General features: G+C 61.5%; 16 protein-coding genes and 2 pseudogenes. 5 read left to right on the forward strand and 13 right to left on the reverse strand.

What is annotated here, in order from left to right; translation table 11 throughout:
* The first annotated feature begins 17 nt into the window (after positions 1–17).
* Positions 18–764 (forward strand): NADPH-dependent F420 reductase, encoded by a 747-nt coding sequence (locus tag ACD578_RS06665; protein WP_404291916.1) that lies wholly within the window; start codon positions 18–20, stop codon positions 762–764.
* 327 nt (positions 765–1,091) lie between these two features.
* Here the strand turns inward: ACD578_RS06665 and ACD578_RS06670 are convergent, their stop codons facing one another.
* Genes ACD578_RS06670 through ACD578_RS06680 form a run of 3 tightly spaced genes read right to left on the reverse strand, consistent with a single transcriptional unit; the run spans position 1,092 to position 5,444 of the window.
* Positions 1,092–2,372 (reverse strand): hypothetical protein, encoded by a 1,281-nt coding sequence (locus ACD578_RS06670; RefSeq protein WP_404291917.1) that lies wholly within the window; start codon positions 2,370–2,372, stop codon positions 1,092–1,094.
* A gap of 34 nt (positions 2,373–2,406) precedes the next feature.
* On the reverse strand, positions 2,407–4,269 hold the full coding sequence (locus ACD578_RS06675) for an ABC transporter ATP-binding protein (RefSeq protein WP_404291918.1): 1,863 nt from the start codon (positions 4,267–4,269) through the stop codon (positions 2,407–2,409).
* A gap of 5 nt (positions 4,270–4,274) precedes the next feature.
* On the reverse strand, positions 4,275–5,444 hold the full coding sequence (locus ACD578_RS06680) for a beta-glucosidase (protein WP_404291919.1): 1,170 nt from the start codon (positions 5,442–5,444) through the stop codon (positions 4,275–4,277).
* Positions 5,445–6,305: 861 nt separating this feature from the next.
* On the opposite strand from ACD578_RS06680, the pseudogene ACD578_RS06685 reads away from it, so the two are divergent.
* Positions 6,306–6,662: pseudogene (locus ACD578_RS06685) on the forward strand (XdhC family protein); the annotation flags it as partial.
* Here the strand turns inward: ACD578_RS06685 and ACD578_RS06690 are convergent.
* The 4 genes and pseudogenes from ACD578_RS06690 to ACD578_RS06705 form a co-directional block, all read right to left on the reverse strand.
* Positions 6,586–7,446 (reverse strand): SDR family oxidoreductase, encoded by an 861-nt coding sequence (locus ACD578_RS06690; RefSeq protein WP_404291920.1) that lies wholly within the window; start codon positions 7,444–7,446, stop codon positions 6,586–6,588. The pseudogene ACD578_RS06685 and the gene ACD578_RS06690 overlap by 77 nt on opposite strands.
* 20 nt (positions 7,447–7,466) lie before the next feature.
* Positions 7,467–8,650 (reverse strand): annotated as a pseudogene (locus ACD578_RS06695) (SMP-30/gluconolactonase/LRE family protein).
* Positions 8,651–8,772: 122 nt separating this feature from the next.
* The gene (locus ACD578_RS06700; protein WP_404291921.1) at positions 8,773–8,982 is read right to left on the reverse strand and encodes a DUF2945 domain-containing protein; all 210 of its coding nucleotides are present in this window, start codon (positions 8,980–8,982) and stop codon (positions 8,773–8,775) included.
* 101 nt (positions 8,983–9,083) lie between these two features.
* On the reverse strand, positions 9,084–10,844 hold the full coding sequence (locus tag ACD578_RS06705; RefSeq protein ID WP_404291922.1) for a thiamine pyrophosphate-dependent enzyme: 1,761 nt from the start codon (positions 10,842–10,844) through the stop codon (positions 9,084–9,086).
* A gap of 743 nt (positions 10,845–11,587) precedes the next feature.
* Between ACD578_RS06705 and ACD578_RS06710 the strand changes: the two genes are divergently transcribed.
* Complete coding sequence (locus ACD578_RS06710) at positions 11,588–12,904, forward strand: hypothetical protein (RefSeq protein ID WP_404291923.1); 1,317 nt, start codon at positions 11,588–11,590, stop codon at positions 12,902–12,904.
* 57 nt (positions 12,905–12,961) lie between these two features.
* Here the strand turns inward: ACD578_RS06710 and ACD578_RS06715 are convergent, their stop codons facing one another.
* On the reverse strand, positions 12,962–13,159 hold the full coding sequence (locus ACD578_RS06715; protein ID WP_404291924.1) for a hypothetical protein: 198 nt from the start codon (positions 13,157–13,159) through the stop codon (positions 12,962–12,964).
* Positions 13,160–13,952: 793 nt separating this feature from the next.
* On the opposite strand from ACD578_RS06715, the gene ACD578_RS06720 reads away from it, so the two are divergent.
* Positions 13,953–14,840, forward strand: coding sequence for an alpha/beta fold hydrolase (locus tag ACD578_RS06720; RefSeq protein WP_404293731.1), 888 nt, complete (start codon positions 13,953–13,955; stop codon positions 14,838–14,840).
* Between the two features lie 523 nt (positions 14,841–15,363).
* Positions 15,364–16,026: a DUF6766 family protein gene (locus ACD578_RS06725; RefSeq protein ID WP_404291925.1), complete on the forward strand. Its 663-nt coding sequence runs from the start codon at positions 15,364–15,366 to the stop codon at positions 16,024–16,026.
* 199 nt (positions 16,027–16,225) lie between these two features.
* On the opposite strand, the gene ACD578_RS06730 is transcribed toward ACD578_RS06725, so the two are convergent.
* From ACD578_RS06730 to ACD578_RS06750, 5 genes are all read right to left on the reverse strand, one after another.
* Positions 16,226–16,942 (reverse strand): MIP/aquaporin family protein, encoded by a 717-nt coding sequence (locus tag ACD578_RS06730; RefSeq protein ID WP_404291926.1) that lies wholly within the window; start codon positions 16,940–16,942, stop codon positions 16,226–16,228.
* 82 nt (positions 16,943–17,024) lie between these two features.
* Positions 17,025–18,341 carry a family 1 glycosylhydrolase gene (locus ACD578_RS06735; RefSeq protein ID WP_404291927.1) on the reverse strand — a complete coding sequence of 439 codons (1,317 nt, stop codon included), beginning with the start codon at positions 18,339–18,341 and terminating at the stop codon, positions 17,025–17,027.
* A gap of 226 nt (positions 18,342–18,567) precedes the next feature.
* Positions 18,568–19,347, reverse strand: a complete 780-nt coding sequence (locus ACD578_RS06740) for an alpha/beta fold hydrolase (protein WP_404291928.1) — start codon at positions 19,345–19,347, stop codon at positions 18,568–18,570.
* Positions 19,348–19,709: 362 nt separating this feature from the next.
* The gene (locus ACD578_RS06745) at positions 19,710–20,078 is read right to left on the reverse strand and encodes a hypothetical protein (RefSeq protein WP_404291929.1); all 369 of its coding nucleotides are present in this window, start codon (positions 20,076–20,078) and stop codon (positions 19,710–19,712) included.
* Between the two features lie 135 nt (positions 20,079–20,213).
* Complete coding sequence (locus tag ACD578_RS06750; RefSeq protein ID WP_404293734.1) at positions 20,214–21,128, reverse strand: LysR family transcriptional regulator; 915 nt, start codon at positions 21,126–21,128, stop codon at positions 20,214–20,216.
* Positions 21,129–21,175: the final 47 nt, after the last annotated feature.

Genomic DNA, 21,175 nt, shown 5'->3' on the forward strand with positions numbered 1-21,175 from the left:
ATTCGTAGGAGACAATTATGAAGATCGGCATTTTAGGCACCGGCCACATTGGCAAGACCCTGGTCCGCAAGCTGGGTGCGGCCGGGCATGACGTGAAGGTGGCCAACTCCCGCGGCCCGGACACGATTGAGCGCGACGTGCTGGCTTCTGGCGGGCGTGCGGTCCCGGCGGCGGAAGCGGTAGTGGACGTTGACGTCGTGATCCTGTCGATCCCCCTCAACCGACTTCCCGGGATCGCGCCGCTGATCGCGAGCGTCCCAGCCGAAACGGTGGTCATCGACACGTCGAACTACTATCCGGCCCGCGACGGCAGGATCGAGGCCATCGAGGCCGGTCAGGTCGAGAGCCTGTGGGTGTCCGAACAGTTAGGCCGTCCCATCGTCAAGGCATGGAACGCCATCGGGTCCGACTCCTTCGCAAGGAAGGGCAAGCCTGCCGGCAGCCAAGACCGCATCGCTATTCCCGTTGCGGCTGAGAATGACAGAGATCGCAAGGTGGGCATGGCACTCGTCGAATACACGGGGTTCGACGCTTTTGACGCGGGCACGCTGGCCGACTCGTGGCGGCAGCAGCCTGGCGCTCCGGGCTACTGCACGGACCTCACCCTTGAAGAGATGCCTGCCGCCCATGCTGCGGCCGAGCGGGCGCGGTTGCCGAAGCGGCGCGACCTGGCGGTCGCTGCCATCGTGGAGAGGGTTGGTGACGGCACAACGAACCCAGATGCGGAGTACGGCGTCCGCCTGAGCCGTGCGCTGTACATGTGAACCCTGGCGCAATCCTCCGCGAAGCACCTCGCGCAAGAGGGATCAGCTCGCGCTGATCCACTCTGGGGCGGAGCGCGGGAGCGCTCACGCGGAAGGTCTCTTAGTGGCACGCCTGAGACCTTCGCTCGAAGGCAGCAATCCTCATCGAACCGGACCTTCCGAAAGCGCAGGGAAACTCGGTTCCTGACCCGAAGCAGCTCTTCGAGATGTCATGGACTGATAATCAGATATTGAGACTATTGTGACAACGCACGATATAGAGGGCGCTCTTCGTACGACCTCAGTAACATCGAAATCCGCTCCGCCCCAATGAGAAAGAGCGGCACTTCAGCGCTTAGCACTATCCTGCTGGTGGATCTCGAACGTCCACTCTGCGCCGCCTGGCCAGACCGTCACCATGCACGATCGGGCCGGTACGCAGCTTTCAATCTCACTCGCCCACGATGGTCCCTCAGTCAAACCACGCGTCCATGGGCTCTTGATCATCTGGGCTACGGATACGGCGCCCATCAGGCAGATCAGGGCAACGCTGATCCGGCGCGCCAAGCGATCGTTGGCTCTCGTCCCGAGCACCAGAAGGAGCAGAAAGCACACGCAGCCGAACAGATAGTAACGTGCTCCACCCCATCCCGAGATGAGGCCTTCCGGATAGCCTCCGAAGGCCCCGAACGTATTGAGAACCGACTCCAGCGCCCACAGGAATACGAGAACCGCAACGAGGCTTCTCCAGCGCGACGACCAAGCCAGCGCCGCGGCAAGGCAGATCAGCGAGAGGCTCACCAGAACGGTCGCTGTGGTAACGATATCCGCTCCCGCTTCACCTGAGCGGATCTTCGCGCCGATGAGTTCGACGATGTCGGCGCTTATGATGGGTGCGAGCACGGTTTGCAGCAGGCCCGGCATGACAAGGGTCAAAGGGGCGAACGCAAACGAGCGTCCCTCGATCGGGTGGGTGATGATGAGGACCAGCTGGATGAGTGCACAAATGCTAAGGATGACGCCGATCACGAGGTGGGGCCTTGATCGCTCGGCAATGCCGCGTAGAAAAAAGCCCGGCGCAGCGATGCAGGACGGGACGCCCGTGAGCCCGCAGGCGATCACCCAGACGTAGAGCGCGGGCTCGTAGCGCGTTTGCAGGATGTGTGGAGGAAGCGCGCAGATCAGCAGGATCGAGACCGAGCACACCCATTGCGCGTTCGTCGCCGTCGCAAAGACCTCATAGGTCGGGGGCAGGAGAGCCCAGATGATCACGGCGGCAAAGCAAACCGATTGCCTGATGCCATAAGATGCGCAGAAAAGAACGATCAGATGGGCCGTGAATGCCGCAATGGCGAACGACAGATAGGTTGTGACATGCGCCGCCCAAGCCAGCGGCACCTGGGTGGCCAGATAGACGATGGCGTTCGTGAGAAACTGGATATTCGCGCGTACGACCAGGGTCAGCGAGTCGATGAGGCCGAGCGACTGGATCGCGCCGAAATAGAGCGTGCCTTCCTCGGACCACATCCGGGGAGCCATGTAAAGCGTGGGCGCCTTCAGCCATGAGACGATCAGGAACGCCGTAAGGGCGAGGGGAGCGGTCGTTCTGAGCTCATAGTCGACTTTCATCGGCTCTGCGACTCGTCGCCGAACCGCACCTCCGTCATGCGACATACTCCACGACATCGTCCACGGACAAGCCTTCCGCTTGAAGACGCCACATGGTGTCGAACAGGCCGCCACGCTGCCGCAACTCCGTCGCGGTTCCGTCCTCCACGATCTGCCCTCCCTTGACCACGATGATGCGGTCGAAGGCGGAGAGCGTGGAGAGGCGGTGGGCAACCGCGATCACCGTGCGACCGCGCATGAGGCGCACGAGCGAGCGCTGGATCTCCATCTCGGATTCCGTGTCGAGGGCCGAGGTCGCCTCGTCCAGAATGATGACCGGAGCATCCTTCAGGAAAGCCCGCGCGATGCCGATCCGCTGGCGCTGGCCGCCCGAGAGCTTCATGCCCCGCTCGCCGACAAGGGTGTTGTAGCCTTCCGGCGTCGCGCGGATGAAGCTGTCGCAGCAGGCGGCGCGGGCGGCTGCATAGACCTCCTCATCCGTGGCGTCCGGCCGGGCGAAGCGGATGTTCTCCATGAGTGTGCGATGGAACAGCGTGATTTCCTGAGGGACCACGGCCAGGGCCGCCCGGAGAGAATCCTGCCCGACCTCCGTGAGACGCTGCCCATCGATGAGGACTTCGCCCGATTGCACGTCATATAATCTCTGCAGCAAGTGGATCAGGGTGGACTTGCCTGCCCCTGAAGGGCCCACGATCCCGACCTTCTGGCCCGGCGGGATCCGCAAGCTCAGTCCATGCACGGTGTCGGATCTAGCCTCGCCGTAGGAGAAGCTCACATCCCGGAACTCTACCGACCCGCCGCGGGCGACGAGGGGCTTGGCGTTCGGCGCGTCGACCACCGATTGCGGCTGTGCGATCACCCGCAAGGTGTCCTCGATATACCCCACATACTGCGCCGTTTCGACGAGCGAGAGGGCCAAGTCCCGGGAGCTGTTGAGAATGCGGAAGGTCAGAGTCGACACGACCACCACATCACCTGGCGTGATGTCACCCAGACTCCAAAGATGCACCGCCCAGGACAGCATGCCGCCCGCCATGCCCCACAGGGTGACGTCATGCAGGGCGCGCGCTTTCTCGAGATAGAGCCAGCTGCGGCGTTGCGCTAGCGCCTCCCGACGGAAGCCTTGGGCGAGACGCTCCGCCTCACGGGTGCGGGCCGAGAAGGATTTTACCGCCCACATATTGGTGATCACATCGACGAGGTCGCCCGCTACGGCGCCCGCATGACCTGCATATGTCCGATGCAGCGGTCGCCCGCGCTCGCCGAACCAGATGAGCCCGCCGGTAACCGCTATCACGAATACGGCAAGGACGAGCATCATGCGCCAGTCGACCGTCATGAACACGATCAGCGCGCCGATGAATTCTATGCAGGGCGGCAGGATGCGCCACACAACCGTATTCGTGAGAGCCCCGAAATTGCCTGCCGTCGCAGTTAGGCGCTGCCCGAGCGAGCCGGCCAGATTATCGGCGAAGTAGCGCATGGGTTGACCGTTCAGGTAACTGAACAGATCAAGGCGCATGTCCACACCGACGCCGAGGGTGGCTCGGCAGGCAAGCCAACCTGTGATGCGCCAAAGGATGCTCTCGCCGGCAATGAAGGTCACGAACAGGATAAGGGCCGACCAAACTGCCGCGCTTGCCTCGCGAGGCCCCGCCATGCCATCGACAAGGAGCTTCATCACGTACTGCACGGCCACCGCGCAGCCTCCGGCTCCGACCACGGCCAGAAGCAGCGCGCCGAACTGCCAGGGGCGGCCGGCAATGTAGTGAAGGACGAACCGGTAGGGCCCCTGGAGAAAGGTGGATGGCGCCGCCATGGGCGGAGCCGGATTGATCGTGAGGCTCCTCGACCGGCTGCGCCCCGAGTTGACCAAGAGGCTATCGTCCCACCACATGAATCCTACTCCGCCGCCACTGAAGGTACAGGGCCGGTATCGCTTGCCTCGAACACTGCAAAAAGAGCCTGCTGTTGCTGCAGCTCGCGAGCAAGCCGAGGAAAGACCGCGCGGCGCCCCTGCGCGTCAGGAGCCGTCAGGAGTCCGACGCTGCAGGTCCGCTCATTGTCCCAGCCAGGGTAGTCCGCGATCGGGTAAAGACAGATCCCCTTGATCGGGACGCCGGCATCCAGGGCGGCATGCACCTCCGAGCAAACATAGTGAAACCAGGAGGACCGGCCGCAACCTTCAGCGCCCGTCTCGGCAATGAGAAGTGGGCGGCGATAGCGCAGGTGCACCTCCTCCAGCAGCGTGTGCAGGGGCCGGTATGCATGGTGGCCCATGGGAATTGTCGAGCCGCCGTGATACCATTGGTTGTCGGGGTAATAGTTGAGCCCGATGATATCGAGACACTCAGGCGCCCCACCTAATTCGGGCTCCTTAGCGCCGCGCAGGATGTCGAGTGCTTCAAACTGAATCTGCTGATAGGCGTACGCGCTTCTGACATGCTCCTCGTCACCGAGGCCTGCTTCCACATTGATCAGCGGCTCCGCCGTTATGAATCGGGCCCTCGGATCGACGCTCCGGACCGCGTGGATAGCTGCAATTGTGGCGCGCACGAGCTGGCGCTTGAGCTCCGCGCCCCGGCCGTGACAGCAGGGATTGAAGCGACCGACCTCGCCGCCCGCCCAAGCCCAGAAGGACATTTCGTTCACGGGGCAGTAAACTGGCACATATTCGCTTTCTTCCTTCACCACCCGGGCCGTGGCGGCAGCAAAGCGTGCGAACCGGTCGATGAAGGCAGGCGACCAGATGTCGAGACCGTCGGGATAGCCATAGTGGCACAAGTCCCAGATGACATGCGTTCCGGCGGCCTCTGCGGCCCGCAACATCGGCAGAAAGCTGCTCCAGTCATAATGACCGGGCGTCGCCTCGATGAGATGCCATCGCAAGCCGTCGCGAACTGCCCGTATGCGGTGCCGGGCGAGAAGCTCGTAATCCTTCGCAGCAAGCAGGTCGTGTTGCGTGCTCGCAAGGAGATCAAGCCTTCGACCGTCGTTGCGCCAGTGGCTTGAACATTCGAAACCACCTAGGAAGAAGCTCCCGAATGTAGAAGCAATATCAGATGAAACCATAAGCGCGATTGCTCCAACCCTGCGTGATGGCGGGTAAGCGTTGGTTGCTTGAATCTGTAGCGGCCAGCCCGCGCCGAATAGCCGGCTATTCCACTTTTACGCACACAAACTTGGCTGGGCCGCAACCCGGCTACCAACAATGTGCCTATCGCTTTGTTCCAAAGCCGCTCTGATACTTTGACAGTTCTGTATGTACCGCACGCAGATAGCGGGCTGTTCTGTGCTGATATTATCGGGAAGGCTATCAGCCCAGACAGCTAAGCTTTTCATACGTTAAAGCGACTCTTTTGGCGAATTCTCAGCATAGGGTCGAGTTTGTCCGGATCGTGAAGATCGGCCGATAACCGTGAGAGCGCGGTGTCAGACGGAAACTTGCTTGGGGCATGTTCGGATAGCGGCCGCTTCAGGCAGAAAGAACCTCTTGTGCCGCAAGTGCCACACTCTTGATGAGGAGGCTCATTTGAGTGAAGTGATGTTGCTGACCGCGATCTTAGGCGTGGTAAGCGCGACTGCGCGAATCCTTTATCAACATCCCATTCAATGGTCCGAGGAGACGGATGACGAGCTAGGCAGTTCAGCTCGCACCAAAATGCAGAACCTTTTTATGGCCTGTCCCGGAGGCAGAGTGTGGCCTGGACGAGATCATCCATCTGTTTGATACTGTCGGCCATGATCACGAGCGACGCAGACATTCTGAAGCTCGATGTCACGATCATAGATCCCACGACGCCTTTGCAACACCTGATCGATTTCGGGGCGTCACCTTGTTGGTTGGCCGAATGGCCGACGAGGCGTTGCCGCGCTTAGGCTCGATCGGCATATTGCAGTGCTGACACTGACGCATGATCCGACGATCAGGCGCTCTCGGCTGCCTTGCGATCCGACTGCTTCCACATCGGTGCGCTCGGGGCTCGAAAGTCGCATGCCCAGCGGCTGGAGCGGTTGGTTGCCATGGGCTTTACGGACGCAGATCTGGCACATCTTCACGTCTCGGCCGGCATCCGTATCGGCGCCGTCTCTCCCGCCGAGATCATTGCGATCCTTCGATACACCGGACGAACTTCAGACCCTCGCAACCTGACGCGTTGGGCAACTGACAGGCAGATCATCCAACCAGACTGGAACTGCCTGTCTTCCCTTTTCATATTATTGGCTTTCCGCCCGTCACTGCGATGGTCGCACCTGAGACATAGCTGGAGTTCGGCTCCGCCAACATAACATAGGCCGAGGCCAGCTCCTTGGGCTGTCCTGGACGCTTCATCGGCACCTGCGAGCCGAACTCCTTCACCTTCTCAGGAGGCATGGTGGAAGGGATCAGCGGTGTCCAGATTGGGCCGGGAGCGACGCAATTCACTCGGATGCCCTTCTCGGCAAGCAACTGCGCCAACCCTCCCGTGAAGTTCTGGATGGCACCTTTGGTCGTGGCGTAGGCCAGCAGTTGCGGGCTTGGCGTATCGGCATTCACCGAGGTGGTGTTGATGATGGCGCTGCCCTCCCGCATGTGCGGCACCGCCGCTTTGACGAGATAGAACATCGCGTGGATGTTGGTGCGGAAGGTGACGTCCCATTCCTCGTCGCTGATCTCCTCCACATCGGTGAAGGTCGCCTGGTGGGCCGCGTTGTTGACGAGGATGTCGACGCCGCCGAACTCCTGGACCGCTCGCTGCACGATGGCGCGGCAATGAGCCGGATCCTTGATGTCACCGGGCATGAGCACGGCCTTGCGGCCGGCGGATTCGATGAGGCGCTGCGTCTCACGGGCGTCCTCATCCTCGTTGTAGTAGCTGATCAGAACGTCCGCACCCTCGCGGGCAAAAGCCAACGCCACGGCCCGCCCTATGCCGCTGTCGCCGCCGGTGATGATGGCTTTCTTGTCGGCCAGACGACCCGAGCCTTTGTAGCTGTCCTCGCCGTAATCGGGCTGCGGGTCCATGGCTGCACTGGAGCCCGGCATTGGCTGCTTCTGATCGGGAAAGGGAGGTTTCGGAAAATCTTGGCTCATCGTACTGTCCTTATCCAGATTTACTGCTGTGGCTTGGCCGGTCTGTCGAGAGAGCCGGTCGCCTCTGCGCTGTCGAGCTTCATCCGCCAGAGCTGGGTGGTCAGGCTCTTGGGAGCGTCGGGCTTGTAGGTCGCTGAGTCCTGAATGCGCGACGTGGTGAAGTACAGCGTTCCATCCGGCCCTTCGGCGAGGCTGTCCGGCCAGCGCAACCGTTTATCCTGCACGAGGATGGACGGGCGGCTGTCCTGGGCGGTGCCAAGAACGCGCACCTTGAGCGCGTCCTCCTCGGGTGCGGTTACGATCATGCGGTCCCCGCGGCGGGTGATCAGCAATCCGTCGGCCACACCGTTTTCGCCGACCTTCTCGACCTTGGACGCCAGATCCTTGTCCCCCACCTGCGCATTCTCAAGCGCATCGGTGGCGATGCGGTAGAGCGTCTTGCCCTTGATGGCCTGCCAGTAGAGATGGCGTCCGTCGGGGTCAGCGCGATGCCGTCGGCCGCAAATTCGACGCCGCGTCCATCCGGGCGCCGCAGCACCTGACCGTCCGCCTTGACCTGCACATCCTTCTCGACCTGCGTGCTCGGGTGCCCATCGAGCACGCGACGGGACTGACCGCTGCGCAGATCCACCACGACGAGCGCGCCTTTAACTCCGGAATCCGTGATGTAGGCGTGGCGGCCGTCAGGGGAGAAGCGCGCGTCATTCAGATAGGAGCCCTGAGGGGCGATTTCCTCATTGAAGGCAATCGTCTGGATCGGCTGGTTGGTTTTGAGATCAATCTTCACCAGCTTCGGCCCGCCGGAGACGACCTTGTCCTGTGCCGGTGCTGCCGGATCAAGAACCCAGAGGTTGCCTTGACCGTCTGCCACCACGCTTTGCACGCAAACCCAGTGGTCCTGCGGCGACATCTCATCCTTCCGGGCATTGCGCCACTCGTTCCAGCCCTGGTCAGGATAAGGTTTGAGCGAGCCGTCCTTCATCACCTCGGCCACGGAAACCGGTGCATCCTCGGTCCAGCGGGGAAAGTTGACGAAGATCCTTCCTTCCTGCGAGACGGCCACACCGGTAACCTGATGATCGAAGGTCGCGACCTGCTCAAACGGTTGCTGCGACGGGGTCTGAGCGAGGGCTGAGCCGAAACCTGCGGAGGCAGCGAGGCAGACGCCGAGCAGAAGCCTTGTATGAAGAGGAGCGTTGCGCATGGAGCTTCCTATCAGATGTCAGGGTAGGGAGGTGGAGCGCACGTCTCCCATGGTCCATCAACCGGACGGGACTCTCCTCGTTCCATCAAAGAGCTCTCTTCACCTTGCGCGTCAGGACGTGTTCACGCCTTCTTGAGTTCGCTCGGCTTATGCGCGGCGGTTTTTCCCGACTTGTCGCTTTTGACGATGTATTGCGGGTTGCCTTTCGAGGCTGCCACCTTGTGGCCTTTAATCTGCGTCGGTCTGGTCTGCTTCGTTACGACCTTGCCGATGCTGTGGCCGCCTGAGGAGTCCCGGGATACTTTGTCTCCGGTTTTGAGTGACTTCGCCATCGCAAGCTCCTCGCAAGGACCATGAACAATCGGCAACTCAGGCCCACGGGCTCTGTTCCTTAGAGTGATATCCTGCCGTGTCCGGCGGAGGTCTGACGCTCTCAATCCTGAAGCATCGTGTGAGCGGGCTCCTCTGCAAGGGCCCGTTCGATCTCCTCGCGGCCAGGAGTTCCGGCGCGCAGGGCCTTCTCCAGATTTTTGGCGTATTTCTCCATGCGTTTGGGCGGCAGAAGCGGGTCGTTGGGATCGACAATGGCCTCGACCAGAGCCGGTCCCGACTCGGCAAGGGCTTGGTCGAGCACGGGTCCGCATTGCTCCGGGTCCTCGACACGGAACCCTCGGATGCCGAAGCCCTCGGCCACCTTCGCGAAATCGATGGGAGTGAGGTCGCACTCGTATTCCGGATTGCCGAGGAACATCATCTGCTCCCATTTGATCTGGCCGAGGGTGTTGTTCTTCACCACCACGATCTTGATCGGGAGCCGGTAGCGAACCACCGTCGCGAGTTCCCCCAGAAGCATGCTCAAGCCGCCGTCGCCCACGAAGGCCACGACTTGCCGGCCGGGGAAGGCCAGTGCCGCGGCAATGGCATAGGGGATGCCGCAGCCCATGGAGGCGAGAAGGCCCGAGCCCGAGAACATCCGATCTCCCCGTGCTTCGACATAGCGGGCGAGAAGGCCTGTGTTGTGGCCGGAATCCCAGGTCACGATGGCATTGTCGGCAAGCCGTCCGTTGAGATCGCGGGCGATGCGCCCCGGCTTCATGGGAAGCTCGTTCTTCTCGACCGCATCGTGCAGCAGCCGGCGCCATTCGGCCATGCCCTGCTGGGCCTGCTCCAGGAAGCTGCGATCCTCCTTGCGGGTGAGCTGCGTGTTGAGCATCTCGAGCGCCGCTCGGGCATCTCCCACGAGCCCAACTTCGGCTGGAAAGCGAAGGCCAATGCGGGTCGGGTCCCTATCGATCTGCACGCCGCGCGCTTGATCGGGCTTGGGATAGTACTCAATGTAAGGAAAGGTCGAGCCGACGACCAGCAGCGCGTCGCATTGCTCAAAAGCTTCCTGAGAAGGCCGTGTGCCCAGAAGGCCGATGCCGCCGGTGGTCAGCGGATGATCGTCCGGCACGACCCCCTTGCCGAGCAGCGCCTTGACGATGGGAGCCCCGAGGAGGTCTGCCGTGCGGATCAACTCGTCACGGGCATGATAGGCGCCTTGCCCGGCCAGGATCGCCACTTTCCGTCCCGCGTTCAGGATCTCCGCCGCATGGGCGATGGCTTCCGGATCGGGAATTCCCGTTGATTGCGTCTGTGCGAAGGAGGTGTGATGCGGAACATTGCGATCCGAGGGCTTCGTCGTCGCCTCCGGCTCCTCCTGCACGTCAACCGGAATGGCCACATGAGCAACGCCGCGATGGGTGAGCGCCATGCGACAGGCGAGCCCCACGGTGTTCTCCACCTGGCGGGGGCTCATGATCCGTGCCGTGTAGAGGGCCACATCCTGGAACAGCTTGGTATGGTCGACGTCCTGCTGCGTGAAGGTGTCGACGAGATCGTGGTAGGGCAGGCCGGTGATTGCGAGGACTGGAGCCCGGTCGAACTTGGCATCGTAGAGGCCATTGAGCAGGTGAATGCCGCCCGGTCCCGTCGTGGCAAGGCAGCAGCCGAGCTTGCCGGTGAACTTGGCATAGGCACAGGCCATGAAAGCAGCGGATTCCTCATGTCGGACCTGGATGAAGCGAATACGGTCGGAGCGGGTACGGATCGACTCCATCACGCCGTTGATGCCGTCTCCCGGCATGCCGAACACCACCTCGACACCCCAGGCGATCAGACTCTCGACCAGAACATCGGCTCCGTTGCGGGACATCGTAGGCTCCGTGTTGAAGATGCAAAGCCGGCTCGACAGTTGCAGGATGATCCGAGCGGCCATTGACGAGGCTGGCACCTCACAGCTGAACTCATGCGCGCTTGCGTTGTTCCGGCTCCCTTAGATCAAGCCAGCCTGTCAGGACTGCACCATCTCTGGTTTCATCTGCCGCAGCCCCGGCGAGCTGCTGAACGCAGATTACCTGAATTCAAAAATCGGCCTGGACGCAGTCGGCGGATCGCTTTGCTCTCACGATTGGATTTGGCTGCTTATGGCACATTCCGGCAGGAGACTAATTTTCTGGGATATGGCGCGGAGCGGACCTTTGCACGGCCGCGCCTAGAGACGGTCCTCGACCCAGTGCAGACCTTCCTTGGGTTCTGCGTCGACACCACCAGCCTCGGTCCAAATCGCAACAGTTACCGTTTCATCTGTCTCTCCGGGACAGCAAGCACCATCATTGGCTTCAAGCCTGCCTGTCGCGTAGCCCAGAGTGTTGAAACGGATCGCTTCAGGATTGTTGACATTCTATTTGGGGTGATTTGGCCAACGGGAGGCTCAAAGAACTTGAGCGTGTGTGAGAGCATACCTGATGCGCTGGTTCGCTCGGAAATGAGCAAAACCCTAGATGGTTCTAGGAGCGCGAGAATCTTGGAGGAGGTCCCGTCCGCAGCAAGCTACCAAGCCATTTCAGCCCTCATGGGCATCAAGGATTTCAGGCAATTCGTTGAGGAGGACCTTTTATGTCCAAGCCATCGCTTTATTTCAACGCGACCACCGAAGAGCATGGAGCAGAGCTCTATTATCTCCCTCAGGGAGGCGCTCGGGCGACCCTGATCGATCTGATTCCGGGCTCGGTTGGATCCGATCCTGCCGGCTTCATCACTCTGGAAGACCGAATCTATTTTTCGGCCTATGCTCCGGGGCATGGCTATGAGCTTTATAGCCTTGCTCCCGGAAGCTCCAAACCCTCATTGATCGAAATCGAGAGTGGCCGGGAGAGCTCATACCCGCACAATTTCACGGTCTACAAGGGACAGCTCTATTTCACCGCCACCACGGCAGCGAATGGCGCCGAACTCTATCGTCTCTCTCCCGAGAGCAATGTGCCGACCCTGATCGATATCAATCCCGACCGTAGCGGACCCAATTCGTATACCGTGGGTTCTGACCCGAAGAACTTCCATATCTATAAGGGGGACCTCTACTTCACCGCCTTCACGGAGGCGCAGGGAGAGGAGCTCTATCACCTTTCTACCGACAGCAACAAGCCAACCGTGATCGACATCAGTCCCGGCCCAAGGAGTTCGAAGCCGGGGATCTTCGGAGATTTCACGGAGTACAAGGGACAGCTCTATTTCACGGCAGATACACCGCAGAGCGGGGTTGAGCTGTATCGGCTGTCCCCCGGCAGCACGAACCCCATTCTGATCGAAATGACCCCTGGTTCGGCAGGATCATTCTCCACTTACTTTAATGGTTTCGAGGAGTTCGGTGGCAAGCTCTACTTTGCCGGATTCAGTGCAAAGACAGGGGCGGAGCTCGCTTATCTCGACGGTATAAGCAGGACACCGACAATCATCGATATCAACCAGGGTCCGGCCTATTCCTTTCCGAGCGACCTCACCGCTTTCCGAGGAAATCTTTATTTCACGGCTTCGACGGAGGAGCATGGCACCGAACTCTACCGCCTCCCTCGTGGCAGCACGAAGCCGGTCCTGATCGATCTCAATCCAGGCTCCGCCGGCTCGACTCCGCATGACCTGACCGTCTTCAAGGGCAGTCTCTACTTCACAGCCAGCTCGAAGGAGCATGGCACCGAGCTGTACCGGATCTCTCCCGGCAAGACGAAACCAACGCTGATCGACATCAATCCGGGGACGGCCGATTCTTCCCCATCGGACTTTGCCGCGTTCGATGGCAGACTTTACTTCACGGCCAGTTCACACGATCACGGCCGTGAGCTCCATGGCCTTTCTCCCGGCAGTCAGAAGCCGAACGTCATCGACATCAATGCTGGCGTTGCGGACTCGTATCCTCACGAATACTTCACGCTGTGACTGTACTAAAAAGCGCTTCTGATCAGAGCGGTGCTGAAAACGAGGTCAGGCGGAGTTCTAAACAACGAGTTGCCGTTGCGTGCGCGTCAAGACGTCCACGGGTACTTCCATTTCCTGGGCGGTGAAGTCGTCGCCGTAGGCGTGCGTCACGTGCTGGTCTGGCTCGAGGCTGTCGTCGGCGCAGAGGGCCTTGGCCTTCGCGTCGATCTCGTCATTCGTTACGCGGGATGTAGCCCGTGCGGTTGAGTGCAACATCAATCAGTCCGAAACCGACTTGATTGGGGGAAGAGGCTCGTTGCGCTGCTCCAGGCAGCGTGTCAGCTCTTGGATGACCCAGCGTCTGGCCTGGCGTTTCGAGGACCGCTTCATGATAACCTCCTGCGATGGATCCCAGTATCGCTCGAAACAGCCTATCCTTCTGTGAACGGCAGCACACAAGCCTTGTGTGACGTGGCTCACAGTCAGCACGCGATGAAGCGGCTAGAGCTAAGGAGTTCCTTGTGGTCCTCCCTCACTTAAGCGCCTCGGTATCAAACCGAGGCGCTCTTTCTGGCCCAGTTCCATCCACGTCCCTCAGCGAAATTCTGCCTGGGAACAGTCGAGGATTCGGCGTGTGGGACGCTGTGAACCCGGAAAGTCTCCAAATGGCGCTGAACTGAAGTATAAGCCGAACGTCCGCTTTTACATGGCGAGCAGACCTCAACACTGCCGCGCTTAAGGGCTGTTCCTGACCCAATCCGCACATTCCGGAAAGTCGCAGAAATTTGTCAGCGTGAAGCGGCAAGCCGCCATTGTGCAGTGCGGCAACCGGTTTGGACCTGCTGCGTTGTCTGATCTCACATCTCACGGGAGAGGCCAGATGCGCAGCGTGGATACGACAGCCGGAGGTATCACACCGAATCGCGTTCCTGGGCGAAGTCAAGCACCACGCCACCTTGGCCTTGAGAACGGGAAGGATGGCCTTCCTCGGACAAAGCATCGCTCCAACTCTCGACGCTGGCTCGTACCTCTTTTAGCCGGCTCCGCCGCCGCTCTTGGAGCATCCGTTCTGTACAACAGGAGGCAGACTCAAGAAGCGGAGCGCCGCAATCCGCCGGTTGGCAAATTCCTCAATGTGGATGGAGTGCGCCTGCACTACATCGAGCGTGGCCATGGCGATCCATTGGTGCTGATCCATGGCAACGGCACCATGGTGCAGGACTTCACGGTCAGCGGGCTCGTGGACCGGTTGGCGGAGCGCTACCGGGTGATCGTGATCGACCGCCCCGGCTATGGCTATAGCTCACGACCGCGCCAGCTCTGGACGCCGCGAGCCCATGCTACCCTTTTCCAGAAGGCTCTGGGGCAGCTCGGGGTCGAGCGGGCAATGATCTATGGACACTCGTGGGGCACATTGGTGGCGGTTGCGCTTGCCCTGGAGTTTCCGTCGTTCGTGCGTGGCCTCGTCCTGGGGTCCGGGTACTACTACCCGACCCTGCGGGCCGACACGGTCCTCCTCTCGCCGCCGGCCATTCCGGTGATCGGTGATGCCATGCGCTACACCATCTCTCCCTTGCTCGCACGGACCATGCTCCCTGGCATGATCAAGCGGGTGTTTCAGCCGGCAGCGGTGCCGGAGCGTTTCGAGAAGCGGTTTCCGAAAGCGTTGATGCTCCGCCCGCTGCAGCTTCGCGCAGCCGCGGAGGACGCAGCCCTCATGGTGCCGTCCGTCATGGAATTGGAACGTCACTACAGGGAGCTGACGCTGCCGGTGACGATCATCACGGGAGCCGATGACCAGATTGTGGATGTGGGTCGCCAGTCCGGGCGCCTGCATCGGGAATTGCCGCACAGCGAACTCACCGCTCTTCCAGGCCTGGGTCACATGATCCACCACCTGGCTCCCGATGCTGTCATCCGCGAGATCGATCGGTTGGCGCAGAAGTCCAAGGCCTGAACGGACCACCCAAAACCGCTGTTCCGATTTCCGCCGCTTGGGAGATGGTAAGACCCGAACGCCCGGAACAGGGACCCGCCGACGAGCGAGAGCATCAGCGAAAAATCATCAGGATCACAAAGTGGGAGTGGCAACCGCCTAGCGCTGCTCCCGCCTGTGGGCTTCCGATGTGGTGTTGGGTGACTCCTTGGGACATACGGCCCGTCTGCGAGGCGGCCCTGAGGATCTCCGGCGTTCCTGCAATCCGGCTATCGCGCACTGACGTGCGCCCATCACCGGCTTCCGTCTCGGGCAGAGGCGATCTGTCACGTCCCTACGCTTCAAGGTGTGGCATCTGTCCTGGGCGGCAGTCGGGGAGAGCCGGCACGGGAGAGGTGATCGTTATCGATGTCCGAGAAGGAGCAACAGGCGGAATTGGCCTGTCCGGCTGACGAGCCTGCGCCTTGAAGCCGAGACTGGACGGCAACCAAAAATGCCGTCCGACGTTATCGAACCGTGGCAGTTCGAGTGTGAGGTCAGGCGTATGCGACGGTTCCTGCGGGACAATGGACTCTCGGTGGCATTGTTCGGCCTGTTCCTGGTTTCCCTTATCGGCCAGGCGCTCACGGGATGGAGAGCCCAGGCCGAGGAACTGCGCCTGCATGAACTCCCTGCCATCGGTTTCCTGCCCTATCTGACCAGCGGCCACTTCATCTCGGCGGTGTTCGAGAACTGGGAAAGCGAGTTCCTCCAGATGGCGGCCTACGTGCTGCTCACCATCTTCCTGTTCCAGAAGGGGGCCTCTGAGTCCAAGAAGCCTGATGAGGACAACCCCGAGGATGAGTCGCCATCCGCTCATCGCGGCGATCCGGATGCACCCGGTCCCGTCCACCGTGGCGGCTTGCTGCTGAAGCTCTACTCGCATTCCCTCAGCATCGCTCTGGTCACGCTGTTTCTTGCCTCCTTCTGGCTGCACCTGGCGGGGAGCACGCGCCGGATCAACGAGGAGGCGCTCCAGCATCATCAGCCGCCACAGACCATCACCGACACGCTGGTTGATCCGCAGTTCTGGTACGAGAGCTTCCAGAACTGGCAGAGCGAGTTCCTGTCGATCGGGGTGCTGCTGGTGCTCGGCATCTACCTGCGGGAACGCGGATCGCCGGAGTCCAAGCCCGTGGCCGCCCCTCATGCGGCTACCGGACACTGAGCATTCGATCTCGGACTCGGATCGGAGCGCGTTACGCCTCAGCGACAACCGTGACGACGAGCCTGGTCTCCGTTTCGGCTTCCGGTCACCGCGAACAGCAATGCGACCACGAGGTGACGTTGAGACAGCCCCGTCTAAAGACCGTCCTCGAGCCACAGAAGACACTCGCTGAGTTCTGTCGCCACTCGTTCCTTGGTTATCAAACCTCGACATGGAAGTGGAACAAGCGCGCGACTGTCACGCGAGGGAGGCGAACCGCCTCAAGTCGGACGAGAACAATGTACAGGATTGCTCCAAACGAAGGCCCCAACAGGTAGATCCATGGGTCTACGGGCACATTGGCCACAAGCGCCGGCCCAAACGAGCGCGCCGGGTTTGCGCTTGCACCGGAGATCGGGGCCTCCAGCCACACCAGCACGGAAAGGACGGCAGGCATCACGAGCGGGGTGAAGCGCCGTGTGCGGGGGTGAGCCGCTGTGGTGAGAATGGCAAGAATGAGCAGAAACGTCACTCCCGCCTCGCCCAGCATGGCGGCCCAGGCGGGCACGTGGGGACCCGGCTGGGTCGCGCCAAACGCAACGCTTTGTCCCATGGGTCCCCAAGCCAAAAGTGGCACGGCTCCGACCACGCTGCCAGCAAACTGAGCCAGCATGTAAAGAGCCGCATCGCGCCACGCCAGCTTGCCCTCCAGCCAAAACGCAAGCGTTACGGCGGGGTTGATGTGCGCACCGCTGATCCGACCGACCGGCGAGATGGCAATGAGGGCGCCGACAGACCCGAACAAACCTCCCGTCAGAAACAAGCGCAAACCTTCGGCAGGGATCAGCCTCGATCCGGGACTGCCCTGCCCGAACATGAGGATCACAACGGACACCCCAAGCACAACCAGAAGGGCCGTGCCGATGAACTCGGCCATATAAAGAGCGGGGTGCAACCGAGAAGGAGGAGAGGGGGCGCCATGCAACGGCCGGTCCCGAGCACGCCGCGCCGGCACGCGCTCATCCCGCATGATCGGTCATCGTCGGCGATGCCATGGTGCCGCGGCGCAGGTCCTGGGCCGCTTCCTGCTGGGAGACGGCATGGGCATTGCCGAATTGACTCGGCTGAATGATCGGCAGCGTAAGACATACGCTCTGCGTTGGCAGAACCCTGCGCCATCTCTGGATCAATTGCTGATAGGCTTTGCCCACGGGCCGGATATTGCGATCCAGATCATAGAGGCCGAGGGGATTGACCCGGCCGTTGTCTTCACGCAAGGCCGTGTCCCAATCGACCTGGTCCGTCAGTGAGTACCACGTGAATCCGACGATTGGGACGCCGCTGTTGCGGACCCGCAGGACATTGGCCCATTCCTTCCGTAACCAGGTTGCCGCTTCATCGCCGTTGGCGCCCTGTGCCAGATTCGTCTCGGTGTGCATGACCGGGAGGCGGTAGCGGTCGTAGTATTGCCGGGTGATCTCGGCGTATCCGAAGATTTCTCCCGCCGCCCAGGTCCGACCATCAGGCGCAACCCGATGTTCGTTCGTGACGTAGTAGTCGTTCCCCATGATGCAGTGCTGACGCAGATGGTGGGTCAGGAAGAATTGGTACTCGTCGCGCGTCATGCCGTTGTCCAGGAGGAACTGGTACATGTCGGAATCGACTCGGCGGCCGTAATTGAGATCCAGGGAGAGAAACCGGCGCGCATTCAGGATCTCGGCACCCCCGATTGCGTCGGGCTCGTCGGCATGGAAGTACTCTGACGACTCGCTCTGAATGAAAATCGCATCGGGGCGGATTTCAAGGATTGCCGCCATGGCCAGGACGTTCGCCTTCACGATGTGCTTGAGCGCCGTCACGAAGGCCGTGTCGTTGGCAAGCTGCTCATTCCACCAGCCGTACGCCGCCGAGAAGGTGGCACATATGAACATCTCGTTCACCGGCGTATAGAGCTGCACCCACGGAAACCGCTGCGCAAAGGCACTCGCATACTCGGCGAACAGGGTCGGGAAATCAGGATTCTGAAAATTGCCGACCCAGTCGGGCACCCCGAAATGGCAGAGATCCACAATGGGCACGACGTCAAGGGTCTTGAGCACGCCGAACGTCTCATCCGGAAAGCTCCAGTCATACCGGCCGTGGCCGAGCCAGACGCGGTGGATCGGCGGACCATAGCGCAGGTAACGGATGTCGAGTTCCTTCAGGAGCTCAAAATCCCTCCGCCAATGCGTGTAGTGGCCGCACTTCTCAAGCTCGTCGACGCGGGCGCTGCCGTTTTTGATCGTCGGATAGCTGTTCTCTATGCCGGTCGCGAACATGAACCAGGGAGCTGCCATCGCGGGCCTCCAAGCAGGGCCCACCAAGCCCCTTGAGCAAAGTGGCCAAGCGGGCTCGCCTGACCGACGCAAGATACTGGTCTCTCAGGAAATCATACGTCGATTGCAGGCCAACGCAAAGGCGTGCCGCAGTGGTTGGCTGCCTCATTGGGCGTACTCCGACCCGTCATGTCGGATGGCCGAGGAGGAAGGACCGAAGCAGTCGACGTCTCCGGTCAGGGGCGGATCATCCCGTTCCCGGTGCGGTGGCACACTGGGCGACGAAGCTCCGGATTGCCGTCCCGACTTCCTGCGCTGCTTCGAGCGGGAGAAGGTGCCCGGCTCCCGCAATCTCGATGCGGGAGGCATTGGCGAGGCGGGGCATGACGTCGGCTGTGATCACGTGAGGCGAAATGACCGGGTCGTCACTCCCGCCCAGCACCAGAACCGGACAGGCAACCTGCCCGGCCTGCTCCGTGATGTCTTCACGGCTGCCCTCCGCGAGCCACCAATGCCAGGCCTCAGGGGAGGTCAGGAGGTTGTCCTCGATGCAGACTGCAATGTCCGCCTCCGGGATATCCCGCCGCGTGATCGCGCGAACGGTTCGCTCCGCCGAGGCGCGGTCACCGTGCGTCGCGAGCAGGCGGGTTCGTTCTCGCTCGTCCATCGGTTCGGGCGAAGGAGGTGAGGGGGCCACGAGAACGAGACCCGCCAAACCCGAAGGATTCATGGCCGCGCAGGCGAGCGCCAGCTTGCCTCCCATCGAGTGACCGACGAGAACGTAGCTGTCGAAGCGATAGTTCGCGATCTGCGTCGCGACCGCCTGGGCCACCGCGTGCACGCTGTAGGCCGGCAGCGGCGCCGAGCGGCCGAAGCCAGGGAGGTCGATGCGCAGGCATCGGCCGGTGCTCGACAGATCTCCGGCAACATGGGCCCAGGAACGCAGGGAGCCGGCGAAATAGTGAAGGAAGACGAGAGCAGGAGATCCGCTGCCTTGATCTTCGTCGTGTAGGATAACCTCGCTCATGTCCTCACCGTCAGCCGCTCAAGCCGTCGCGCCCTCCGATCGCTCTTGTGGCGGGCGACAGGGGCGGCGGAGGCCTATGGAGAGTGAGTCATTTGCGGTGTATCGCCAATGGCTATTGCGTGGATCCGCTCCGGATCTTGCGCGTTCCGGAAGCAGGTCGAACGTCTATATCTGCAATTGAACGGACCTCCATGTGCTCACGCCGGAAGGCCTTTTTGACCCAACGCGGACGTTCCGCAGCACTGAGATGCGGGTGCAGTCGTCCGGGTGGGCGCAACGGCATGCACACGAGAAGGGGGAGAAACCAGGGTCACGGTGGGTTCGCTCTCGCCCTGGGAAACACGGGCGGTAGCGGTCCGGTCTCACGTCTGGGGTGCGGACAGGGCCTGTTGCAGCTGGGCGGGATCGATCGCCACCTTCAGGACGGTTCCTCCGAAATCCAGGATCAGGACGGGGCTTTCGCCACCATGGTCGACTCGTGTGCTCAGAGGCTGCAGCGGCACGCTCCTGACATGGTTCGGCCCAGCATCTCCGGCAAAGGTCCTGGGCGGTTTTCCCCGGTGGGTTCGCACCATTTCGTTGAGCAGGTCCGTCACGATGGGCGTTGAATCCACCGTGCCGAGAAGAACCTCATATTCGCGGCCCGTATCGGCGCGGACGCCTAGTGCTATGATTGCTCCGTCGTCCGAGACCTGGACCCGCCAGGCCGTTGAACCAATCCGCTTGACCAAAACCGTTCCTCCCGACGCACCGTCCACCCTGTGCGACCCGGACCGTCTCCCTGTCAATCCCAACAATCCCAGTTGCAATGCCGAGCGGCCTCGCCCGAACTTGATATTCGACGGGATGACAGGTTTCATCGCCGGCTAAATGATGTCGCTGCCCTGTTTGCAAATGCGTCCCCACAGCTCGTCCGCCGCATGGTTGCGGCAATCGGGCGATCTGAACAAGCGGATCTCAACCGGGATGTCGGAGCTGTTCGGCCCAGCTCGCACGAGCCGCGTGCGGATCAGATCCTCCTCGACCAGCCCGAGAGGAAGCCAAGCGATGCCGTGTCCCTCCCGGGCCATGGTCATCAGCGTGGCGGCCAGATGCGAGGTGAAAACGCTCTCCAGCCTGGACGCTTCAGCGTTCCTGATCTCGTGAGCGGCGAGGATGCGACCAAGGCCGGATGCGGGGCTGTAAGCGAGCAGCCGCGCCGGCCTCTCGGGTGTACCGGGAAGCGGCCAAAGAGGCTGGCCTTGTGCATCTGGCGCACAGACCGGGAGCAGGAGATCCTGCCCCACCCGGACGCTCTCGAAGCGGCTGTCGTCGAAGCGCGTCGGCACATCGGCATGATAGTGACAGAGCAGGAAATGGACTTCGCCCCCGAGCATGATCTGCTCGCAAGCTTCCATGCTGTCCGAGATCAGGTTGAGCGTGCCGAGCGCCTCGAAGCGCATGTGCCGGCGGATCCAGCCGGGAAAGTAGGTGAAAGACAGAGCATGGGTCGCTGCAATGGACAGCGATCCCGTCTCGCGCTCGCCCACGGTCCGCGTAGCGCGACGAGCGCGATGCAGGTTGCGCATCAAGTCTTCAGCCAGTGGCAGGAAATGAAGACCGGCCCGTGTCAGGCTGGCGCCCTGGGTGCCCCGCACGAACAGGGGCGTTCCGATCCAATCCTCAAGAGCGCGGATCCGGCGGCTGAAGGCTGGCTGCGAGACATTCCGCGCCTCCGCGGCCCGGGAAAAATTCTTCTGCTCCGCCAGAGCCAGAAAATCCTCTAGCCAATTCAGGTCCATCTCGATGCCGTTCACGCATAACGCGAACCGATCTTGGCATTGGCCTA

Source organism: Microvirga sp. RSM25 (assembly GCF_044784385.1).
GTDB lineage: Bacteria > Pseudomonadota > Alphaproteobacteria > Rhizobiales > Beijerinckiaceae > Microvirga > Microvirga tunisiensis.

Excerpts from the sequence above, each read along its gene's own strand:
- ACD578_RS06715 (WP_404291924.1), bottom strand. The coding sequence starts at position 13,159 with ATGTTGCACTCAACCGCACGGGCTACATCCCGCGTAACGAATGACGAG.
- ACD578_RS06730 (WP_404291926.1), bottom strand. The coding sequence starts at position 16,942 with ATGGCCGAGTTCATCGGCACGGCCCTTCTGGTTGTGCTTGGGGTGTCC.
- ACD578_RS06705 (WP_404291922.1), bottom strand. The coding sequence starts at position 10,844 with ATGTCCCGCAACGGAGCCGATGTTCTGGTCGAGAGTCTGATCGCCTGG.
- ACD578_RS06675 (WP_404291918.1), bottom strand. The coding sequence starts at position 4,269 with ATGTGGTGGGACGATAGCCTCTTGGTCAACTCGGGGCGCAGCCGGTCG.
- ACD578_RS06750 (WP_404293734.1), bottom strand. The coding sequence starts at position 21,128 with ATGGACCTGAATTGGCTAGAGGATTTTCTGGCTCTGGCGGAGCAGAAG.
- ACD578_RS06735 (WP_404291927.1), bottom strand. The coding sequence starts at position 18,341 with ATGGCAGCTCCCTGGTTCATGTTCGCGACCGGCATAGAGAACAGCTAT.
- ACD578_RS06680 (WP_404291919.1), bottom strand. The coding sequence starts at position 5,444 with ATGGTTTCATCTGATATTGCTTCTACATTCGGGAGCTTCTTCCTAGGT.
- ACD578_RS06690 (WP_404291920.1), bottom strand. The coding sequence starts at position 7,446 with ATGAGCCAAGATTTTCCGAAACCTCCCTTTCCCGATCAGAAGCAGCCA.
- ACD578_RS06725 (WP_404291925.1), top strand. The coding sequence starts at position 15,364 with ATGCGACGGTTCCTGCGGGACAATGGACTCTCGGTGGCATTGTTCGGC.
- ACD578_RS06710 (WP_404291923.1), top strand. The coding sequence starts at position 11,588 with ATGTCCAAGCCATCGCTTTATTTCAACGCGACCACCGAAGAGCATGGA.
- ACD578_RS06665 (WP_404291916.1), top strand. The coding sequence starts at position 18 with ATGAAGATCGGCATTTTAGGCACCGGCCACATTGGCAAGACCCTGGTC.
- ACD578_RS06670 (WP_404291917.1), bottom strand. The coding sequence starts at position 2,372 with ATGAAAGTCGACTATGAGCTCAGAACGACCGCTCCCCTCGCCCTTACG.
- ACD578_RS06740 (WP_404291928.1), bottom strand. The coding sequence starts at position 19,347 with ATGAGCGAGGTTATCCTACACGACGAAGATCAAGGCAGCGGATCTCCT.
- ACD578_RS06700 (WP_404291921.1), bottom strand. The coding sequence starts at position 8,982 with ATGGCGAAGTCACTCAAAACCGGAGACAAAGTATCCCGGGACTCCTCA.